Here is a 19,186-nt window from a genome sequence, read left to right on the forward strand (position 1 = left end):
CATGCGTGACACACGGCGTCCATCCGTTGCACCCAGCTCTTTAATTCAGAGGTCTCAGGATGCAAAGCCCAGCAGTTCGGAGTGAAAACGGGCATTCTCCGGAATTTTACGGGTGACAGCTTCAAGCATGGGAGAAAAATTCACTTCGTGAGGACCTTTGCTGTCGATCCACCAATAACCGTCAAGACAACCGCCGCCGTTTCCAGTATCTGGGTCATAGCTACCTAAGACGGCATCCGATCCCGATCCAAACACCTGCGCTGTTGTCTCGTGGATCAGCCCACCGCCGTCATAATGCAACGCGTAGATTTCGACGTACAAGCCTTCCCTCCCCGAAGATACAAGCAAATCTTGCAAGGCACAGTGCGCGCCTGGATCGAGAAGGAAGGGAGGACATTCGGTTTTCGGTTGCGAAGTGGATAGAATCGGGTTTGATTTCGGCCGACCCCGGGCGACGACGCCCGAGGTGTTTAAGGAGAATATCATTCCTTTGTCCGCACAGATCGGCTCCGACCGGGGCGCAGACGCCGTCTTGCGTGTGTTTCGCGCTGATGAGCTACGCCTTTTTGTTGCAGCGGCCTCGATTGCGCTCGGATTCGTGATTCTCGGCTTTTCGCTGGTTCGGCAACGATTCGATCGGCTACTTTCCTTTCTAGCCTGGTTCGCCGTCGTGTACGGCGCTCGCCTCTGGTTGCAGTCGGGAATTCATCACCTGATGATGCCCGCGTCCGTCGCTGCCAACAGATTGCAGATGGTGCTTAATTTCTTCGTCGCAATACCCGCGTTCCTATTCTTCGGGGAGACCGGAACTGGAGGCCGGGTAGGGCGCGTGTTGGTGAACACAGTTTGTATCTCTGCTTTGTTGCTCATGGCGGCGGTGCTGCTTGGATTCTCGTTGTTGGCACTTGATCGGGCGAACAGCTTATTGATCATTGCAGGATCAGCGTCGCTCTTGTTCTTTGCCTTCCGGCAATCTCCGGCGACCAAGGATGAGTTTGTGTTCCGCGCGGGGTTGATTGTGTTCGTCGCCCTGGTGCTGTGGACGAACGTTTCAGAGTTGCTGGGACATGCAGCCACGTTCGAGTTCTACGGTTTTGCCATACTTTTATGCTGTCTCGGCTATGTTGCCGCTCGGCGGACGCTCGACCGCGATGAACGGTGGAGTGCCATCCAGCAGGAACTCGATATCGCACGGCGGATTCAGATGTCGATCCTTCCCGCCGCTTCCCCGAACTCAGATAATTTTTGTGTCGCCACTCGATACAGGGCCATGACCTCGGTGGCCGGCGACTTCTACGAATTCCTGCTGGCCGAAGACGGAGGCTTGGGGATGCTGGTGGCCGATGTGTCAGGTCACGGTGTGCCGGCGGCCCTGATTGCTTCTATGGTCAAGGTAGCTGTTCAATCTCAGCGCCATATGCAGGGTGATCCCGCTTCGCTACTTGCTGGTGTGAATCAAGCGTTGTGCGGAAATGCCCAGAACCAGCTCGTAACTGCGGCATACGTTTACCTCGATGCGAGAAAAGCCGAGCTTCGTTATGCAGGCGCCGGGCATCCGCCAATGCTCCTGTTGCGTGACGGCGAGGTGATCTCGATTGAAGAAAACGGTCTGGTCATGGCATTGATGCCACACGCCATCTATACCTCCAGGGTGATGGGGTTACAGCGGGGTGACCGCATCCTGCTGTACACGGACGGGATACTGGAACCTATCAACGCCAACGAAGAAGAGTTCGGTTATGAGCGGCTCGTTAGCCTTGTGAAGGCAAGCGCAATCTACTCTCCGGACGAAGCGGCCGATAGCATTCTCGGCGCCGTGAGCGCCTGGTCTGCGAGTCAGCAGGATGACCTCACTATCATGATCTGCGACTACAAGCCGGCCCTGCAATCCCGAACCAGCGCGGTTCCGGGATAGTGATTCTTGCGGTCGATCCCGAGAAATCGCAATAGGCCGTGGAAATGAAAAGGCGGGAAGCGCCGACCTCAGTCCATGCTCAGCTCGCAGTGAAAGACGAGTACACCTTCGCGTTCCTTAATCTTGGAAATGAACACAGCGAGCGCGAGTTGGAGCGGGCAATCACTGACGGGTCGAAGCCTTCCTGGGCGGCATGTTTACTTTCGTCGGGAGCCAGTACAAGATCGAGGTGGGGGCGAGAGTTTTTATTGACCCCTGCTCTACCATCGTCGCTTGCGCGCCCTAGTCGCTCTTGAATTGAAAGTCGGTGAGTTTGAACCGGAATACGTTGGCAAGATGCAGTTTTATCTCTCAGTCCTAGACGACACAGTTCGTCTTCCGGAAGAGCAACCTTCCATAAGGATAATTCTCTGCAAGTCGAAGGATAAAGTGGTCGTGGAGTACGCTTTGAAGGAGAGGCTATGCGTAATGCGAACGTGCAGGGCCGCGAAGCAGCGCGGCACCACCGACTGGAATCGACACATGGCAATCAATACACCCTATGCTGATTGGTTTATCAGATTATCCATATAGCCGCATAGCTTTTCCCTCTAACTACTTGCAGTGAAGAAAATGCACTTGAAAGGTGGTCTGCCACTGAGATGAAGATGCGAAGGCTTTCGCGCTATGCTGCCCTATGTGGAAGGGGAGAGGGCGGCCTTCATGGTCTCGTTCTCCAAGAAGACCTTTAGTCCTGCTATTCTTCCGTCCCACGGAGAAACCTGGCAAGCCCGATCTTGTAATCTTGGCTGCCGGTATGCTGAGGGAAGAACAAAATATGCTGCTGAACACAGCGCGTGCGTTTTATGAGTTTTGGAACACTAACGACGCCAAAACTCTGAAATCAGTCCTCTCTCCCAAATTTCACAGACCGCGATCTGCCTCCCGGTAGGCCTCAAGGAGCTAACGGGCCTCTCTCTATGCCAACACGCAGTTCCGAAAGGCGGTTCCAGACCTCCACTGTGAAGTCACGCAGCAGATCGTTGCCGGCGATCGTGTTGTTTCAAACCTCCGCTTTACTGGGCATTTCACAGGCGTCTTCGGCGCGTTGCATGGCTCCGGACAAACAGTGGACTTCATTGCGACCGACATCCTCCGAATCCAGGCCGGAAAGATTACTGACAACTGGCACCTGGAAGACAACTTAACTTTTCAGCAGCAGATTGCGGCGATGAAGGACTAGTCTTCTTAATACCCTTGTCTCGTCAGCTGACTGGTCTCTTTGATAGGAAAATGTCGCATGGCACAGACACCTACACAGACACGCAGATTCGATCGGCAGACTACCTAAACCTGGGGGACCCCAGCGGTATGGATTATTGATCCAGGGTCAAGGACCGGGCGCCAGTGTGTCGGCTTATCCTGGATTGCCAGCGAGAGGCTCGAGGTTCCCAACACCGCGATATGGATCAGTCTTTCTAAGTTGTTCTTTGAACTGGATGATGACTAGCGCTAGGAATGAGGGGCAGGGAAGTGCCTACTGGCGTTATGCTGGGGGGCGCGAAGATCGGCGTTCACCACCTGCTGACGACCTCGTCCTGACAAGGGAAGACCAACCAATTTAGACAATGTCACCACCGACTACTCCTATGTAAAGGCCGGAGCGCCCCTTGAAGGCGTGCTCGGAGATTGGCTTCTAAGGGGACATATCTGGCGCGCAGCCTGGCGCTGCGGGGGTTGAGGATCACTGAGGAATTAACCTAACTTAACTCGAATCGTAGGCCATCCCTTCACGTCATGTCTGATCCAAAAGGAACACATTGCCGCGCGCTTGCGTTCCGTTTTGCACATGTCCGTCGGCGCTTGCACGACCCAAAGCCTACGACAAATAGCACCTCAAAGCTACGACAAGTAATTCAAAGCTACGACAAGTAATTCCTCAAACTACACTGCCGGACGTGAGAAGCAGATCGTTGTGCGCCAGGTCAAGTACCTGAACAACATCGTTCGCTGCGTCCGCATCCTCTCTCCGGCATCGAACTCATGCACATGATCAGCAAAGGGCAAATGATAACCGGCGGCAGCGGACAAACCCTGCACAGCAGTTCTACTCCTTGGCAGCATAAGCAACCCCCCATCGGCCTTTTGATCGTTCACCACCCTTACTGCGACAGAACTTCACCAAATCTGGCTGGCGATCACCTGTGGAGGACCCTGCTGGCCTTCCAGAATCTCGGTGGAGAGCACAATCTCGACGTTCTTCCCCATAGTGACCTTCGCCTGCGCCAGCCAGGTTGCCAGGTATTTGTCGTTCGTAAGGAATTCTGCTGCTGCCGCAGTACCACTTTTCCCAATGCCGGCCACGATCAGCACCTGCTGCTGGATTCGTGGGTCAAAAAGGCTCGCGACGATCGCATAATCGCGCGAGTCGCTCACCGCGCTCTGGCCATTATCAAAGCTCCAACGCTGATCAGGATGCTTGCTGTCGACGATAACGCCCAGGAGGGCTCTTGGATTTTCGAAGCGGTAGCGTAGGGTAGAGGTCAGGCGGAGCGTCCACACATTATCGAAGCCGCCAATGAGAACAACCGGGCCCCGCTGTAGTTGTTCAAAGGTAGTCTCGGATGCCCCCTGTGTTTCAAAGCTGTGGTCGCGCCTAGTGAGCAGCCTGGTCAAGTGGCTATAGCTGACAATGTCACTGACCGGCACCATCTCGGAACGAATCATCGAAGACAGCATATTTTGCTTGTCTTCGGAACCGTAGGCCACGTGCAGCGCCGGTGAGAGATCGTTGCCGCTTGAATCGAGCGAGTGAACACCGATCACGATCAACGCCGGGCCATCGGCAGCCAGGATCGGCTTCCAGAAGTAATCAATTCCCTTTTCCCCCGGATAATCCGGCTGCTGGCGGAAGATAAAGCCCGCCCCGGCAATCAGTATTCCCAAAATCAAAATAGCCATCGCGGCGTGCAGGCTCAGACTAGGCTTTTGAGTCAGGTGAGCCGGGAGAGAGTCAGAGGCATCCAAGGTCGGCTCATCGCTCGGCACCCCCGAAGAGGGATCCAACACCCGGTCGGAGATTTCAGCGGGAGCATCTTCCACATCCGCCGGAAGCACCTCGGTGGGGCTCTCGGGCAGGAGAAATTGCGGTACGTAAGATCCGATCGGCAGTTCGATCCTCAGCTCATGCCGATGTCCGGCGGCTTGATAATACTGGGCAATGCGTTTTCGGATTTCCCCCGCCGTGACGCGCACCACTGGGTCGGCGCTCGTATCGTAGTCGTTCAGGCGTCCAAAAACTTCAATCCCCAAAGTTCGCTCTTTGAGCAGGTCAGTTCGCCCAGCCAGCGTATGTTCCACCGCAAACTTGAGCAGATTTGGATAGCGCTTACTGTTACGAAAATGAGGGCTGCCGATAATCCGCTCCAGCTGCTTAAGTACCTCGATTCGGTTCGGCTCCTCCGGTTGATGGTCGGCTTTCGATAATAGGGGCGCAGCAAGAGTCGCCATGGGTTATAGGCTACCGATAGATTTGGGGCCTTGTGACCCTCCTTTAGGTGGAGGTTTCTTCAGGCCACCCGGAGAGATCTTCGCTCGATAGTTCGGATTCGGTTTCACTTGGCGTTCCTCACCCATTCTAAGCTTAGAGGTCGCGCGCGCCATATTGGTCTGGTGGGGTACTATACGTGACCGGATACGAAGCATAAACCATATTAACCTTAATAATTTAGGACGATACCTCTCTATGCTACCGTATGCGTCTTGCCAGCATCGCAGCCTAACCCCAAGGATTGCCCGACTGTTCCCCTCACTCACCACCTTTAGTTGAGTGAAAGAGGCAGCCATGTACAAGCGAATCAATGAGAAGGCAAGTCTTGGCGTATATCACTCAATTGTTCTTTCTTTAGGAGGACCACCATCATGATGTATTTCATTAGACGCGCGAACTCGCGTCCAGGAGACGATCGGCCCCGTCGGTCATTCTTCGCCCGTGCACTCAGCTTCATGCTGCTGGCATTTTCGTTCACCTTGTCCGCATCGGCTCAACTCACCACCGCAGATATTCTCGGTACCGTATCTGACGCCTCTGGGGCGGTCATTCCCGGCGCCGACGTAAAACTGACGAATCTGGGGACTAACGAGACCCATAGCGCCGTGACAAATGACACCGGCGACTATGTCTTCACACTTCTTCCCGTTGGTCACTATTCAATCTCCGTGAAGGCAAAGGGTTTCCAGGAGTCGATTGCCAAGGACCTCTCCGTAGAAGCTGGTGATCGCGCCCGCGCCGATATCCACGTGCAACTCGGGTCGGAGTCAACCGTCGTCGAAGTCACAGCCCAGACCCCCCTTCTCCAGGCCGACAGCGCTACCGTCAGCTCGACGGTAACTGCAAAAGCGGTTCAGGATCTTCCCTTGAATGGCCGCAACTTCGTCCAGTTGGTCCAACTGGTTCCCGGTGCGAATGAGGGACCTGGCAATGGATTGAGCAGCGGCGGACGTCCTGACGACCGTCGGACCAATGCGGCCGGTATCTCGGTGAACGGGCAGGACGACACCCTCAATAATTGGGTGGTCGACGGAATCGACGACAACGAACGGATCATCGGCTCGATCGGCGTCAAGCCGAACGTCGAAGGCATCCAGGAAATCACCGTTCAGACCAACAGCTACGCAGCCGAGGCTGGCCGCACGGCAGGAGGGGTCATCAATATCGTCACCCGCTCTGGGACGAACCAGTTCCATGGCTCGGTCTACGAATATTTCCGCAACGACATCTTCGACGGCCGCAACTACTTCCAGTCCACCGGCAGAAAGCCCGAACTGCGGCAAAATCAGTACGGCGCAAGCATCGGCGGACCCATCTTCCGCGATCGCACCTTCTTCTACTTCGATTTCGAAGGATTGCGCCAGGTGTCGGGCGTGACCGACACCGGCACCGTCCCCACCATGGGGGAATATGACGCCATCAACAGTATCGGCGGAAGCACGCCGCAAAGCCTTCTGTCAGTAGCAAACGGCACTGCTGGCCTGCCCATCGATCCAATCGCGCTGAACTACCTCAAGCTCTTCCCAGCACCGACCAATGGCAATCTTACCAACAACTTCACCATCAGCCCCAACAAGACCCAGAACGGCTTTACATATGACGGGCGCGTCGACCACCGCTTTAATGACAAGAACCTGTTCTTTGGTCGCTACGCGTATAACAAGGTTGATACCTTCACGCCTCCCAACTTCGGCATCGTGAATGGACTCGAGATCAGCGGCGGTCGCTACAACTTCGATGGTCCTGCGACAGATGTTGCCCAGCAATACGCCTTTGGCTACACTCACTTCTTCAATCAGAGCCTCGTGCTCGATCTGCGGGCCGCATACACCCGCATCAACAACCTCTCTTTGCCCCTGAACTATGGGCTCAACGCTGATCAAACCATCGGCTTCCCGGCGGGAATGACCTCCTTCAGCCCCTTTGCCAACTCCCTTACTCCGATCTCTATTGGGCCGTTCGGCGATATCGGCGATGGCGCATACGTGCCGCTGCAGGACATCGATGGTACCTTCCAGTACGCTGGTACGGTCAGCTGGACCAAGGGAAACCACAACTTCAAGTTCGGCGCCAGCCTGATCCGCCGCCAGGCGCGGAACGTTCAAAGCGCCTCGGCAGTCGGAGCCTACAGCTTCAACTTGCCCACTGACAGCAACGCCGATCAGCTCACGCAGCAGAACAACCAGCTCGCCTCGACTTTGGTTGGAGCTTACAACAGCGAGACTCGCAACTTTAACCTTTCCCCGCCCGACTATCGCAGCTGGGAACCGAGCGGATTCGCCCAGGATAGCTGGAAGATAAACCCGAAGTTGACCTTGCTCTACGGTCTACGCTATGACGTCTTCACGCCATTCACCGAAGCTCATGACCACATCTCCAACTTCGACTTTCCCGAAGCTCTCGGACTCACCGCTGCCAACATCGGCGATGCGTTGAAGGTCGCTGGAGTGAACGGAGTCGATAAGCAGGTCAACATCCCAACGGATTATTCCAATGTCGCCCCACGGCTTGGATTCTCATACTCTCTTATGCCCGGCACCATCCTTCGTGGCGGCTACGGACTGAGCTTCTTCCCCGGCAACTACACCTCCAACGCCGACCTGAAGAATGCTCCGTTCACCTCGATCTTCAGCCCGTCCTGCCAGTCCGACCTCGCAGTTGCCATTGAAGAAGGTCAAAACGGCGGCGCGCCTCTCCCGGGTCAAAATCCGGCCTGCTCGACTATCGGCGCGCCCGGTGTCCTGAACGAAGGCCTGCCAACGCCTACCGCGCCAAATCTCACGGCGCTGAATACCGTCACCGGATTGAGCTTTGTGGCAGAGGCCCCGCATTTCAAGTCGGCCCTCATTCAACAGTTCAATCTGCAGGTGGAGCAGCAGATCGGTCCCAACGTCTTCACCATTGGCTATGTGGGCAACATCGGTCAGCACCTGCCTGAATCCATCAACAACATCAACCAGGCTTTGCCCTACAACCCTCTCGCCCCACTTGGCAGTGCAGCAAATCCAGTCGGCGGAGCCCGCCCTCTGAATGCGCAGCTCCCGAATCTAGGCGGAGTGAGCTACATCAACAGCGGCGGCATCTCCAACTACAGCGCCTTGCAGACCTCCTTCCAGCGCCGTTTCACCAAGGGCCTGGCCTTCGACGCCAACTACACCTGGGGTAAGGCGCTCAGCGACATCACTGGCTTCTCCCAACAGGGCAGCAACCAGGGTTGGAGCAACGCCAATCCTCTCAACATCCGTGGCATCGAATATGGTGTTGCGGAAAACGACATCCAGAACCGCTTTGCCATCGGTCTGAATTACGAAATTCAGTATGGCAGAGAGTTCACCGGCATCAAGAAAACCGCCTTCTCCGGATGGCAGATCAACCTGATCTCCGCCTGGCAAAGCGGCAAACCCTTCACCGTCATCAACAGCGGCGCCGGGGTGGACAATCCTGAAGGCTTGGGCTACAGCAATCGCGCCACCCCGCAAAACAGCGGCGGTAACGATCGCCCTGACCAGCTTGGCGACGCGCGACTCGGCAACCGCAGCATCAACCACTGGTTCGACACCACCAAATTCGCCCCGCAGCCTCTGGGGACGATCGGTACCGCGCAGCGCAACTCGCTCTTCGGACCCGAGTATCGCCACGTGGATCTCTCCCTGTTCAAAACTTTTCCCGTCACGGAGCGTGTGAACCTGCAGTTCCGAGTCGAAAGCTTCAACATTGCCAACACGCCGAACTTCTATTTGCAGAACGGCCAGCCAGGCGACTCCTTCGGAAACGCAGGTTTCGGAACGATCTCCCAGACCGACCCGAACTACACACCGCGTGAATTTCAGTTCGCGCTGAAGGCGCAATTCTGACATTGAAATGACGGGCTCAGCGGCGAGTTGAAGTTAGGTCGCCGGATGAGCCCGCACAGGCGTCCGATCGAGGTAGCTTTGGCAACCTCATTTCTTGGGTTCTGTCGCAATAAGGATGTATGAACGGTGAAAGGCCGATAGGATCGGGTTGCTTATGCTTCCAAGGAGTAGAACTGCACTCAAATGGCGGAATTTTGCTCTTCGGCCTCATTTACTGCACTTAAAGACCGGAATTCGAAATGGCTTATGTACTTTAATCCCGAACGAAAGAACGTGCAGCGGAACGGTGAAGAGCGTAAACGACTGCGTTTGTGATGTCGCCGATGTCAACAGTGTGAAGATTTCCGTGGCCAACAAGGAGTAAGAAAGAAGATGTACCATTCACAGGGCGGATCTAGACACCACCTGAACCGCCGTATGTGGCTGCCATTCTGGTTGTCAAGCATATGCAGGTAACGAAAACCATTGGGGGCTCTATGAGTGGCTTCATCAAATCTACCTGTCAAAATGTCGTCATAACGATTCATGTCTTGATGGTTTTGGCTTGTTTCGGCAATATGGGCCACGCTCAGAACAGCGTGTTGACACAGCATAATGACAATCTTCGCGACGGCGTGAATGCCACGGAGAGCGTCCTGACCCCCTCGAATGTCAATGCCAATCAGTTTGGACTGCTGTTCAAGCTAGGGGTAGATGACCAGGTGTACGCACAGCCGCTGGTGGACGACAGCGTTAGCGTTAATGGCGCCACGCACAGCGTGGTCTACATCGCGACGACCAACAACAGCGTATACGCCTTCGATGCCAATACGGGCGCTCCTTACTGGCATGTAAACCTGGGCACTGCCTTGAAGGTCAGCGATATTGGGTTTGGCTGTACGGATGTTCTGAACACGACAGGCATCATGAGTACACCGGTGATCAATCCGAGCAACAACACGATGTACGTGGTGGCCGAGACCTACATCAATGGTACGGCCGCGCATAAGTTGCATGCACTTAGCCTGTCCACCGGTGCCGAACAGTCGGGTAGCCCAGTACAGATTCAGGCCAGCGGTTTTAGCTCCGAGGACGCGCTGCAGCGTCCTGGACTTTTGCTGGCCAACGGAAACATCTACTTCTCATTTGCCTCTCATTGCGATCACGGGTCATGGAAAGGCTTTACTTTTGCTTACAACGCGGCCTCTCTGGCACAAGTGGGCGTCTTCGACCCGTCGCCCGACGACAACGGCGCTGGCATTTGGCAATCTGGCAATGGCGATGCGGCGGATTCTGCCGGATACGTCTACTGGGTGACGGGGAACGGCACCTGGGATGGTGTCAACGATTTTAGCGAGAGCATGATGAAGGGAACACCGAACCTCGGCCTTGCGGATTGGTATACGCCCACCAACCCAGCCGGCCTCGACAGCGGGGACATCGACTTGACCTCTTCCGGCCCGCTGCTGCTCGCCAACACGAGCCTAATGATCGCTGGAGGCAAGCAGGGCGTGCTAAACCTGGTGAATACGGGGAATATGGGCCATCTTGGAGGAGCGGTACAAACCTGGTCGGCCAACAACTCCCACCTTCACTCGCTGGTGTACTTCAATTCCAATCTCTATGTTTGGGGTCAGGCTGATTATCTGAAAGTTTTTCACTTTAACGGCTCTACATTCGGCATCACTCCAACGTATACCGGGCCGGTTCAAGCGATCGGGCACCCCGGAGGTACACTGTCCATCTCCGCGAATGGCACGTCGAACGGCATCTTGTGGGCGGCAACCAATATGGCCGGGCCGAGCAGCCCAGACGCGTGGCACTCAACGCAGCCTGGCATCCTCTACGCCTACAGCCTGCCGAACATGACGCAACTATGGACCAACCAGCAGAATGCGACACGGGATACCTGCAACAACTACGCAAAGTTCACACCGCCAACCATCGTCAATGGCAAAGTTTACCTGGCCAGCTTCGGGACCGCACAGACGAGCAGCGGACAAGTGTGTGTTTATGGCGCTATCGCTTCTACTAGTCTGATCGCGGACGGCACCTACGTCATCACCAGCGTTCACAGCGGACAAGCCATTGATGATCCCGCATCTTCGAAGACCAATGGCACGATCATGACCCAGTACACGGTCAATAACGGCACGAACCAACAGTGGACGCTGCACAACTTGGGCAACAATGTCGTCACTCTGACCAACGTAGCGAGCGGTGAGTTGCTGGATGTCGTGGGGAACTCGACAGCCAATAGCGCCCTTGTCGATCAATGGCCCGCGAACGGCCAAACTAACCAACAGTGGAATGTCGTTTCCGTGGGTGGAGGCTCCTACGAATTGACTAGCGTCCACAGCGGCGAGGCCCTGGACGTGGATGGTGGGGGAACCACCATGGGCGAGAAACTTGACCAATTTCCGTACCAGGGTAAGCCGTGGCAACAGTGGAAGTTCACCTCCAAGTAGACCCAATGACGCGGGTCGGCAAGTCCGTCGATCCGCGTTGTAAATTCTTTTTCCAGGGAAATCGTTAATGAGCTTTAGCCGCAGGGAATTCTTGACTTCCGCGGTCCTGTCGTCGGCTGCGCTTTCGCTTGAAGCACAAGGAATCCCCGAAACGGCGACTCCCATGCAGGACCATGCAGGACACGCTCACCCCAAACCTGAACGGCCTAAGGTGGCCCGCGTTCCTGCAGTGCTCTCGCGAATCACCGGTACTGCGGGATTAGATGCCGCTTATAGTTGTTTAAAGGCCGGTCGGGATACCCTTCAAGCCGCGCTCCAGATCACGCAGGCGCAGGAAGATTACCAGGACGATGCTACGGCGGGACTAGGCGGTCTGCCCAATGCGAGCGGCGAGGTGCAACTCGATGCCTGCTGCTTTCATGGGCCGACACGTCGAACCGCCGCCGTCGGCGCGGTGCAGGGCATCAAGAACGCTTCTCTGCTAGCCCATACGCTTATGGAACGCACTGCCTACCCGATGCTGGTCGGCGAAGATGCTCAACGGTTTGCCCTAACGCGAAGTTTCGTGCAGCAGGAGCTGCTCACCCGGCGCACACGAGCGGTTTGGGAGCTTTGGAAGCAGCTCCAATTCGTCTTGAGACCGCTCGGTGCAGGCATCTATGACCCGGCTTGGCCAGAGCCGGACAGAGAGACGCATTTTCTTCCCGCGTCACAAGATGAGTTGAACCTCTTGGTGCGCAAGTTCGAACCGCTCGCAGTCAAGGCTGGAATCGGGCCGCAATGGACCTGGCGTGCGGTATATGACGCACTATTTCCCGCCGCCAATCCTCTCTACGTCTCTACGGTAAACGAGAAGCAGGAGATCTCCTGCGCGGCTACGACGAGCGGGCTGCCATGGAGAATGCCGGGGGCGACAAGCGACATCGCCAACCCTGGAACTGGCTGCTATCTCGATCCGGAAGTCGGATCGGCCGGTGCGAGTGGCAACGCCGCTGCCAATATCAAGATAGGAGGTGCGCGACTAATTGTGGAAAACATGCGACAAGGCATGACCCCGGAGGAGGCTGGGATGGATGCTTTACGCAAACTCGTGCAATGGTATCGGAATGACATAGCGGCCTTACGCTTTGTAGAGGTGCTTTACTATGTCCAGCGCAAAGATGGAGCTTATAGCTGTGTTTCGCTTTGGCACGGAGACCGCACGGGGCACGCGCAGCAGTTTGCCATCCATGACGGTGTGCGACGCACCGAGGAGTGTCTGTTCTTACTAGAAGGCAATCCCCCGAATGGCCTTTCGACCTCCCTCCATACATCAATTCGTTTCGCCAGAGCGGCCTTTGAAAGTGGGGCAGCATAAGCCGAGAGAAGCTCGCGCAGGATCTTCTGTTTGTCTTGGAGTCGCGCGATGAGCGGCGTTGCCGCGCTTGTCCTAACCAAGAAAGCCGATCCGCGTCAACAATGCGTCCAGGGATGAACGACTTTAGGCCGAGAGTAGCGGGTTCGATGTAACGTTCCTGTAGGATTTTGGGAAGCGCCCGTGGAGAAAGGGAAAGTTATGTTTGTTTAGGACGCTAGGATTCGCTTGGCTTGCGTTTTGAGATCAAGATGCAGGCTTCAGGATGGCGCGGTAGAGGGTTGATCGTGCGATGTGGAAGCGCGCCGCGATTCGGACACAGGGATCTCGGCTGACTTGAGCAATGCACGGTTGCGCACGGATTGATCGAAACGATCGAAGTGCTGCGGGAGATGAACCGCGACGGTTTGCGGAAAGTGCCGCATAACGCCCCCTTGAGCTTCATTCGGAGGCGCTGGGAAGCGTATGGGTTCTGTCGCAATAAGGGTGTGTGAACGATCAAAGGCCGATAGGATTGGGTTGCTTATGCTGCCAAGGAGTAGAACTGCTGTGCGGGGGTAAAATACACCGATTCCGCTGATCCGGGTGCGGAGTCCGCCTGGGAGTGAGAACTCCGCGACATCTCCGTCGGCCGGGGTCGATAAGTCGCCATTACGTAAATCGCGCAAAGGGAGTCTGCTTGTCAACCAGGTGGGGCATCGCATTCACGCACATGATCAGCAAAGGACAAATGAAAATCGGGGGCAGCGGACAAACCCTCCGGCCGTTGTACTGCCGACTATGATGGCATGGAGGGAGGCACGGAAGACCATAGAAGTGTATTCGGCTCGGCTTTGCGAGACCTCATCGACGAGAATGACAACCTTGCCCGCATAGTGGGGTTTAGCGGGCGTGAGGACTTCGGGCACGGCCCAATGAAAGGCACATGCTCCACACAAAGCTTAGCTGCCTCAGCAATTTGCCGCTGCCATATTCCTGCAAGGATTGGGCGAGGCCCGTATCTGGGCTAAAGCTCCAGACTCGTCGCGAAGTCCCGTTCGGCGCGATTACCGTTGCACTAGTATTAATCTGACCATTGCCGCCAGCGGCACGCTGAAATGCATGGGTGAGGCCAGTCGTATCCTCGGAAGAAGCGCGCAGCGAACGTGTCACAACTTCGCGAACGGCATTGCCATTGGCGAAAGTGGCTGTCTTATATTGCCAAGCCAGGGCAGCACCGAAAGGAAGTTGCACTTCCTCCAATTCTGAATAGGAGTTGTAAGCAAAGCTGTGCTGGTGCCCGGCTCCGTCTGTGATGCTGGCGAGGGACTGCACGGGTTTTGGTTCAGCAGCATCGCTGAAGGGTGACTCAATCTGCAACTCAAAATAGGTAAAGCTATAGTTCTCTTTAGCATTTACTCCACTAATGACAGCGAGTAATCGCGGTGAGTTGCCCGCTTCATACTGAAAGCGATAGGTGGCGCCTTCGATCGAAGAGTAGACGCTCCGTGCGTCGCTGATGCTGAAAAAGACCTCGTGAGTTGAATCGCGCGGGCTGCCCATTACTTCACGCTCGTATCCATTGTTGTTGGGACCTTACGAAAAATGCGGGTGATATCTCGTGCGCCAGGTCTACAGACTCTTCAATGGCGTTGCTGGTTGGAAGAACGCGGACATTTACTTGTTTCTCTCGCGCAAGTCGCAGTCCTGCGACGATGCAAGCTCCCAGCTTCGCGAATTTAGGTCGGTTCATGTCGTCGATAAGGATGTGGTGCTTGTTGTCCGAAAGTGGTGTGTAGTAAATATTTTCGCCTCGACGCTGGAGACGCTGCATCTCCGGGATGCGCTGGGCGATCTCCTCGGGCGTGAAGCCCTTGGTTACGCCGGTCTGCTTGTCCTTATCGAGAATGAAAATCTTGTTCTGGCCGTCGGGCAGCATCTTGATCGAGGTGACGCGGTAACGCTCGGCCTGCACGGCGTCATGGTATTTCTCGAATTGTTGGAGTTCGAGAGAGGCAGCGGTGCCTTGGAATTTGTGATTTGGGACTGCTTGGCTGGGCGTCTCAGCTGGCGCGGGCTGGGGGTGTCTTGGTGATTCCCGGACTGGGGTTTCTTGGTTCCTGACCGCTGGGCTATCAGAGATGTAGAGATTGACCTCGCGGCCTTTTCGGGAGAGCACGGCGATCTCCCCGTCGCCCGGCGCGGTGTCGTGAGTGAAGAGTACTCGCTCCGGAGCTCCGGCCTTAACGCTCTCGATTGCGTAGCCATGTTCGATGTGGCGGGCCTGGTCGGCGGTGAGCTTCGCGAGCGAACCTTTGTCGAGCCGTACTTCGAGATTGCTCGGGTCGATCGCCGTAACCGTCCCCAGTTCGCCTCTGCGGATGCCAACTCGGCGTCCGTGCGGGTGAATTGGACGCGGTCGCCTTTGGCGATTTCGCGCTGCTCTTGACGAAAGACGGCGCTCTCGGCGGTCATCGTTCTCGAAAGATGCGGATCAGGATTTCGCGTGATTCGGGACAACCTTGCTGGCGTCAACCATACGACGCGCGACCGGTTCTGTTGGCGCTTTTACTCGTCTCAGCTTTTGTTCCACTTTTTACACGCTGGCGAGGATCTCGACCAGAGATACGGAGCATAGCGCAGACCACTATGGTTGGTTGTTTTTCGCCATGACAAGAACTGTAAGCGTTGTACATAGTACTTTTCAAGTAGAGCGGCACGAGGATCGTCAGAACTCGGCGCTAGCGGCGCATACAAGTACTTCAGAAAGCGAAGGATGGAGAGGATAAAGACAAATTGAGCGGCAGCGGCTTTATGTTCCACTACCTCTCTATCCTTAAAGACGAAGGCTCAAAAAGCCCTACCTCGCCGCGGCAAGAAGCCGCGAAAAGTAGCCATTAAGACATAATCAGACTTGAGCAGACATAATCAGACGTTGGCATACTTAAACTTAGAAAAACATACTTATCTCGTTTGCCACCGTAGCCGGAGCGGAGCACAGTGGACCAGCGCTCGTCCCCTCAAGGGTTGGCACCTCAGTTGTCGGCTGTGCGCGCACTAGGCCTGACGTGGAAGGAAATCTGGATGGAACTGGTCAACTGCGGGTATCGCGGCCGATATCCCCAATTCACGAGAATGACTCACTTGCTATTCGCGCGCAGCTCGGAAAAAGTAGAAGCGAGAACCTCACTCCCCCTCCCTGTCTCTCTTGCGGCTGATTCTCAAGCAGCACCAATTGTTTCGCGAATCGAAGGGCACGTTGTGCAAGAAAGTATGGACTGGCGAGCCCAGCGGGAAAGCATTCGGGCCAACCGGTGCTTCTGTATGGCCTGCGCCACGGAAAGTCCTGAAGAAAAGATCTAAATGCCACCGCAGGTGGGCGACTCAATTATGCGGTGCGTTCATCGTTACTCACTGCTTGGCCCCCAAGCCACGAAAGGCAAGTGCAAGGATTCTCCTGACCCGCGCCTCTCCGGCTGGCGTAGGTGGGATTCGCCACAACAAACCTATGAATACCAGGAAGTCTTCAGGGTCTGTTCCGGGACGGATCTCGCCCGACACCTCGCATGCGCGCATCAGTTGGCGAACCGCGCCCAACATGGGCGTGTAGGTTTCTTGAACGTCTTGCTCCGACTGCGCGGCATGAACGATATCTGCAACACCGTACTTCATCTTTAATGATTGCGCGAACCGATCGCACCAGGTACGAAATGCCTTGAGCGGCGGCTGCTTGCTCAACAGCGTCGGAGCAAGCGCCACCAACGTGTCGATCTCTTTCCGATACACCCCAAGCACCAAGGATTCGCGGCTTGGAAAGTGCCGATAGAGCGTACCGGCTCCAACCCCGGCGGCCTTGGCGATGGAGTTGAGGGAAGCCAACGGATCAGCGGCGAGCGCGTCGCGCGCCATATCCAGGATGCGATCTCTGTTGGCCCGCGCGTCGGCGCGCAGAATTTCGTCGTCGCCCATAACCTTCCTTGACTAATCGGAGAGTTCTCCGTTAAGCTCCACGATAACCGGAGAGTTATCCATTTCTATCCGGTTTGGAGGAACAATGCAATACAGAAAGCTTGGTAACACGGGTCTGGACGTCTCTCCGATCTGCATCGGCTGTATGGGATTTGGTGAGCCCGGCCGCGCCTACCCCAGTTGGTCACTCGATGAGGAAACGAGCCGTTCGCTGATCCGCCACGCAATCGAGGCGGGAATCAACTTCTTCGACACCGCCAATATGTATTCAAACGGGGGGAGCGAGGAGATCCTGGGCAAGGCCCTGAAGGATTTCGCCAACCGCGATAGTGTCGTCATCGCCACCAAGGTAGCTTCCGCTACCCACAACGGACCCAACGCGATTGGGTTGTCACGGAAAGCGATCATGAAAGAGATCGACCACAGTCTGCAGCGGCTTGGCACCGACTATGTCGATCTATATCAAATCCATCGTCGCGATCAGCTCACACCCTGGGAAGAGACCCTGGAAGCGCTTCACGATTTGGTCAAAATGGGCAAAGTGCGCTACATCGGTGCTTCTTCCATGAAGACATGGGAGTTCAGTAAAGCGTTGCACCTCCAGAAAGCAAATGGCTGGGTACGCTTCGTATCCTTACAGGACACCTACAATCTCCTCACGCGCGAAGAAGAACGCGAGATGCTTCCGCTGTGCATCGATGAAGGCGTTCAGACTATCGTTTACAGCCCGCTTGCGCGCGGCCGCCTCCCTCGATCGTGGGGAGAAAGCTCGGCAAGGTCGGAAGCTGAAGCCGCCGCCGGTCATAGCGACGACACAAACGCGGAAAGCAATCGGAAAATCGTGGAGGCTGTGGGCGCAGTTGCAACAGAACGTGGCGTGAGCCAAGCGAGCGTTGCATTAGCCTGGCTGCGTACCAAGCCTGTAGTTGCCGCGCCTATCGTAGGCGCACTCAAGGCCAAGCACATCGACGATGCCATCGCGTCGTTTGCGGTCAACTTGACGGATGAAGAGGTAGGCCGGCTGGAGTCGCCGTATACGCCGCGTGTGGATTACCAGGGTGTATCTGACCCAGCCATGCTTGCCCATGCGATTGAGGCGACGACCGGATTCCGGGCATCCGCCGACTGAAACAGCGGTTGGCACGGGTGGTCCTGGAGCAATGTCGCCTTGGGCCCACTATCCGCCTCTCACACTCAATCAGGTCCTCTGTAAAACGTCGACTTAGAGACTTGGCTAAGGGGCTGCTCATCGCGGCAGCCCCTTCACCTCAGTTGGTTGTCGGCATCATGCCGCCATCGACGCGGAAGTTGGCACCTGTGACGAAGTCGGCAAGAGGACTGGATACAAAAGCCACCATGTTCGCGATGTCCATCGGCGAGCCAATCCTGCCAGCGGGAAGACGGGTTTGCTGGACATAGAACTGCTCGAACAGGTCGAAGTTGTACTCCTGCCCCTGCGAGGTCATCATGTCGCGAGCCCCAGCTTCCATCCCGGGTGTCCGGATGGGGCCTGGGCTGACTGTATTTGCAGTCACGCCGGTCCCGCCGAGTTCCTTTGCCAAAGACACAGCCTGGGCGATGTTGGCGGCCTTCGTTGTGCCGTAGTTCGCCACAGGCGGACCGGGCATGGGACCAAGGAAGCTGCCCAGCATGACGACCCGGCCCCACTTCCGCTCCACCATCGGCGGGACAAGCTGCGTCACCAGGCGCACGACCGAACCCACATTCGCGTTATACAAATCGAGCCACTCCGATGCAGTCGATAGCAGCCAAGGCTTCATTGGAAATGCCCCTGCGTTGTTGATGAGGATGTCGATACCGCCGAAGGCCGACAGGGACACTTTCACCACCTCGGCGGTCTCCTCATCGCTTGCAAGATCGCCGATGGCCGCCAGGGCCGTTCCTCCCGCCGCCATGATCTCCTGCACCACGCGATCGGCTTCGGCCTTTCGCCTGCCATGAACAACCACCTGAACACCTTCTGCCGCAAGCGTCCTGGCGATCTGTTCCCCAATCCCACTTGTGCTCCCTGTAACCAGCGCACGCTTCCCGTTCAACCGTAGATCCATTGACGTCCTCTTTTCATAACGAACACTATGGAAAGTGTGGGGGGGGTTGCAGACTTTGGTCAAGGGATTT

General features: G+C 56.1%; 14 protein-coding genes and 1 pseudogene. 8 read left to right on the plus strand and 7 right to left on the minus strand.

Features of this window, described 5'->3' with window-relative positions:
• Positions 1–54: 54 nt before the first annotated feature.
• The gene (locus ACPOL_RS12530; protein ID WP_114207366.1) at positions 55–321 is read right to left on the minus strand and encodes a hypothetical protein; all 267 of its coding nucleotides are present in this window, start codon (positions 319–321) and stop codon (positions 55–57) included.
• A 169-nt stretch (positions 322–490) separates the two neighbouring features.
• On the opposite strand from ACPOL_RS12530, the gene ACPOL_RS12535 reads away from it, so the two are divergent.
• The 3 genes and pseudogenes from ACPOL_RS12535 to ACPOL_RS12545 form a co-directional block, all read left to right on the plus strand.
• Positions 491–1,915: a PP2C family protein-serine/threonine phosphatase gene (locus ACPOL_RS12535; RefSeq protein ID WP_236657437.1), complete on the plus strand. Its 1,425-nt coding sequence runs from the start codon at positions 491–493 to the stop codon at positions 1,913–1,915.
• Positions 1,916–2,212: 297 nt separating this feature from the next.
• Positions 2,213–2,488 carry a PDDEXK nuclease domain-containing protein gene (locus ACPOL_RS36180; protein ID WP_414633370.1) on the plus strand — a complete coding sequence of 92 codons (276 nt, stop codon included), beginning with the start codon at positions 2,213–2,215 and terminating at the stop codon, positions 2,486–2,488.
• A gap of 403 nt (positions 2,489–2,891) precedes the next feature.
• Positions 2,892–3,137 (plus strand): annotated as a pseudogene (locus ACPOL_RS12545) (ester cyclase); the annotation flags it as partial.
• A 935-nt stretch (positions 3,138–4,072) separates the two neighbouring features.
• Here the strand turns inward: ACPOL_RS12545 and ACPOL_RS12550 are convergent.
• Positions 4,073–5,404: a hypothetical protein gene (locus ACPOL_RS12550; RefSeq protein ID WP_114207367.1), complete on the minus strand. Its 1,332-nt coding sequence runs from the start codon at positions 5,402–5,404 to the stop codon at positions 4,073–4,075.
• 411 nt (positions 5,405–5,815) lie between these two features.
• Between ACPOL_RS12550 and ACPOL_RS12555 the strand changes: the two genes are divergently transcribed.
• The 3 genes from ACPOL_RS12555 (at position 5,816) to ACPOL_RS12565 (ending at position 13,102) form a co-directional block, all read left to right on the plus strand.
• A complete protein-coding gene (locus tag ACPOL_RS12555) occupies positions 5,816–9,298 on the plus strand; it encodes a TonB-dependent receptor (RefSeq protein ID WP_114207368.1) in 3,483 nt (1,160 codons plus the stop codon).
• 476 nt (positions 9,299–9,774) lie between these two features.
• A complete protein-coding gene (locus ACPOL_RS12560; RefSeq protein WP_161557322.1) occupies positions 9,775–11,745 on the plus strand; it encodes an RICIN domain-containing protein in 1,971 nt (656 codons plus the stop codon).
• Between the two features lie 67 nt (positions 11,746–11,812).
• The gene (locus ACPOL_RS12565; protein WP_114207370.1) at positions 11,813–13,102 is read left to right on the plus strand and encodes an isoaspartyl peptidase/L-asparaginase; all 1,290 of its coding nucleotides are present in this window, start codon (positions 11,813–11,815) and stop codon (positions 13,100–13,102) included.
• Positions 13,103–13,815: 713 nt separating this feature from the next.
• Here ACPOL_RS12565 and ACPOL_RS36185 read toward each other — a convergent pair.
• The 3 genes from ACPOL_RS36185 to ACPOL_RS12580 are packed head-to-tail and all read right to left on the minus strand — an operon-like array spanning position 13,816 to position 15,257.
• The gene (locus ACPOL_RS36185; RefSeq protein WP_201759182.1) at positions 13,816–14,007 is read right to left on the minus strand and encodes a S41 family peptidase; all 192 of its coding nucleotides are present in this window, start codon (positions 14,005–14,007) and stop codon (positions 13,816–13,818) included.
• Entirely contained in the window at positions 13,982–14,641 is a 660-nt protein-coding gene (locus ACPOL_RS12575) for a hypothetical protein (RefSeq protein WP_114207372.1), read from the minus strand. The genes ACPOL_RS36185 and ACPOL_RS12575 overlap by 26 nt, the downstream gene beginning before the upstream one ends.
• Positions 14,642–14,645: 4 nt before the next feature.
• Positions 14,646–15,257 carry a DNA-primase RepB domain-containing protein gene (locus ACPOL_RS12580; RefSeq protein ID WP_201759183.1) on the minus strand — a complete coding sequence of 204 codons (612 nt, stop codon included), beginning with the start codon at positions 15,255–15,257 and terminating at the stop codon, positions 14,646–14,648.
• Between the two features lie 30 nt (positions 15,258–15,287).
• On the opposite strand from ACPOL_RS12580, the gene ACPOL_RS34075 reads away from it, so the two are divergent.
• Positions 15,288–15,527 carry a hypothetical protein gene (locus tag ACPOL_RS34075; protein ID WP_201759184.1) on the plus strand — a complete coding sequence of 80 codons (240 nt, stop codon included), beginning with the start codon at positions 15,288–15,290 and terminating at the stop codon, positions 15,525–15,527.
• Positions 15,528–16,489: 962 nt separating this feature from the next.
• Here the strand turns inward: ACPOL_RS34075 and ACPOL_RS12590 are convergent.
• Positions 16,490–17,047, minus strand: a complete 558-nt coding sequence (locus ACPOL_RS12590; RefSeq protein WP_114207375.1) for a TetR/AcrR family transcriptional regulator — start codon at positions 17,045–17,047, stop codon at positions 16,490–16,492.
• An 85-nt stretch (positions 17,048–17,132) separates the two neighbouring features.
• On the opposite strand from ACPOL_RS12590, the gene ACPOL_RS12595 reads away from it, so the two are divergent.
• Complete coding sequence (locus ACPOL_RS12595) at positions 17,133–18,176, plus strand: aldo/keto reductase (RefSeq protein ID WP_114207376.1); 1,044 nt, start codon at positions 17,133–17,135, stop codon at positions 18,174–18,176.
• 139 nt (positions 18,177–18,315) lie between these two features.
• On the opposite strand, the gene ACPOL_RS12600 is transcribed toward ACPOL_RS12595, so the two are convergent.
• Positions 18,316–19,116, minus strand: coding sequence for an SDR family NAD(P)-dependent oxidoreductase (locus ACPOL_RS12600; RefSeq protein WP_114207377.1), 801 nt, complete (start codon positions 19,114–19,116; stop codon positions 18,316–18,318).
• Between the last annotated feature and the right edge of the window lie 70 nt (positions 19,117–19,186).

It is taken from the genome of Acidisarcina polymorpha, assembly GCF_003330725.1.
Classification (GTDB): domain Bacteria; phylum Acidobacteriota; class Terriglobia; order Terriglobales; family Acidobacteriaceae; genus Acidisarcina; species Acidisarcina polymorpha.

Coding starts and splice junctions, on each gene's coding strand:
- ACPOL_RS12555 (WP_114207368.1), top strand. CDS start 5,816: ATGATGTATTTCATTAGACGCGCGAACTCGCGTCCAGGAGACGATCGG.
- ACPOL_RS12575 (WP_114207372.1), bottom strand. CDS start 14,641: ATGGGCAGCCCGCGCGATTCAACTCACGAGGTCTTTTTCAGCATCAGC.
- ACPOL_RS12600 (WP_114207377.1), bottom strand. CDS start 19,116: ATGGATCTACGGTTGAACGGGAAGCGTGCGCTGGTTACAGGGAGCACA.
- ACPOL_RS12590 (WP_114207375.1), bottom strand. CDS start 17,047: ATGGGCGACGACGAAATTCTGCGCGCCGACGCGCGGGCCAACAGAGAT.
- ACPOL_RS12595 (WP_114207376.1), top strand. CDS start 17,133: ATGCAATACAGAAAGCTTGGTAACACGGGTCTGGACGTCTCTCCGATC.
- ACPOL_RS12565 (WP_114207370.1), top strand. CDS start 11,813: ATGAGCTTTAGCCGCAGGGAATTCTTGACTTCCGCGGTCCTGTCGTCG.
- ACPOL_RS12550 (WP_114207367.1), bottom strand. CDS start 5,404: ATGGCGACTCTTGCTGCGCCCCTATTATCGAAAGCCGACCATCAACCG.
- ACPOL_RS12560 (WP_161557322.1), top strand. CDS start 9,775: ATGAGTGGCTTCATCAAATCTACCTGTCAAAATGTCGTCATAACGATT.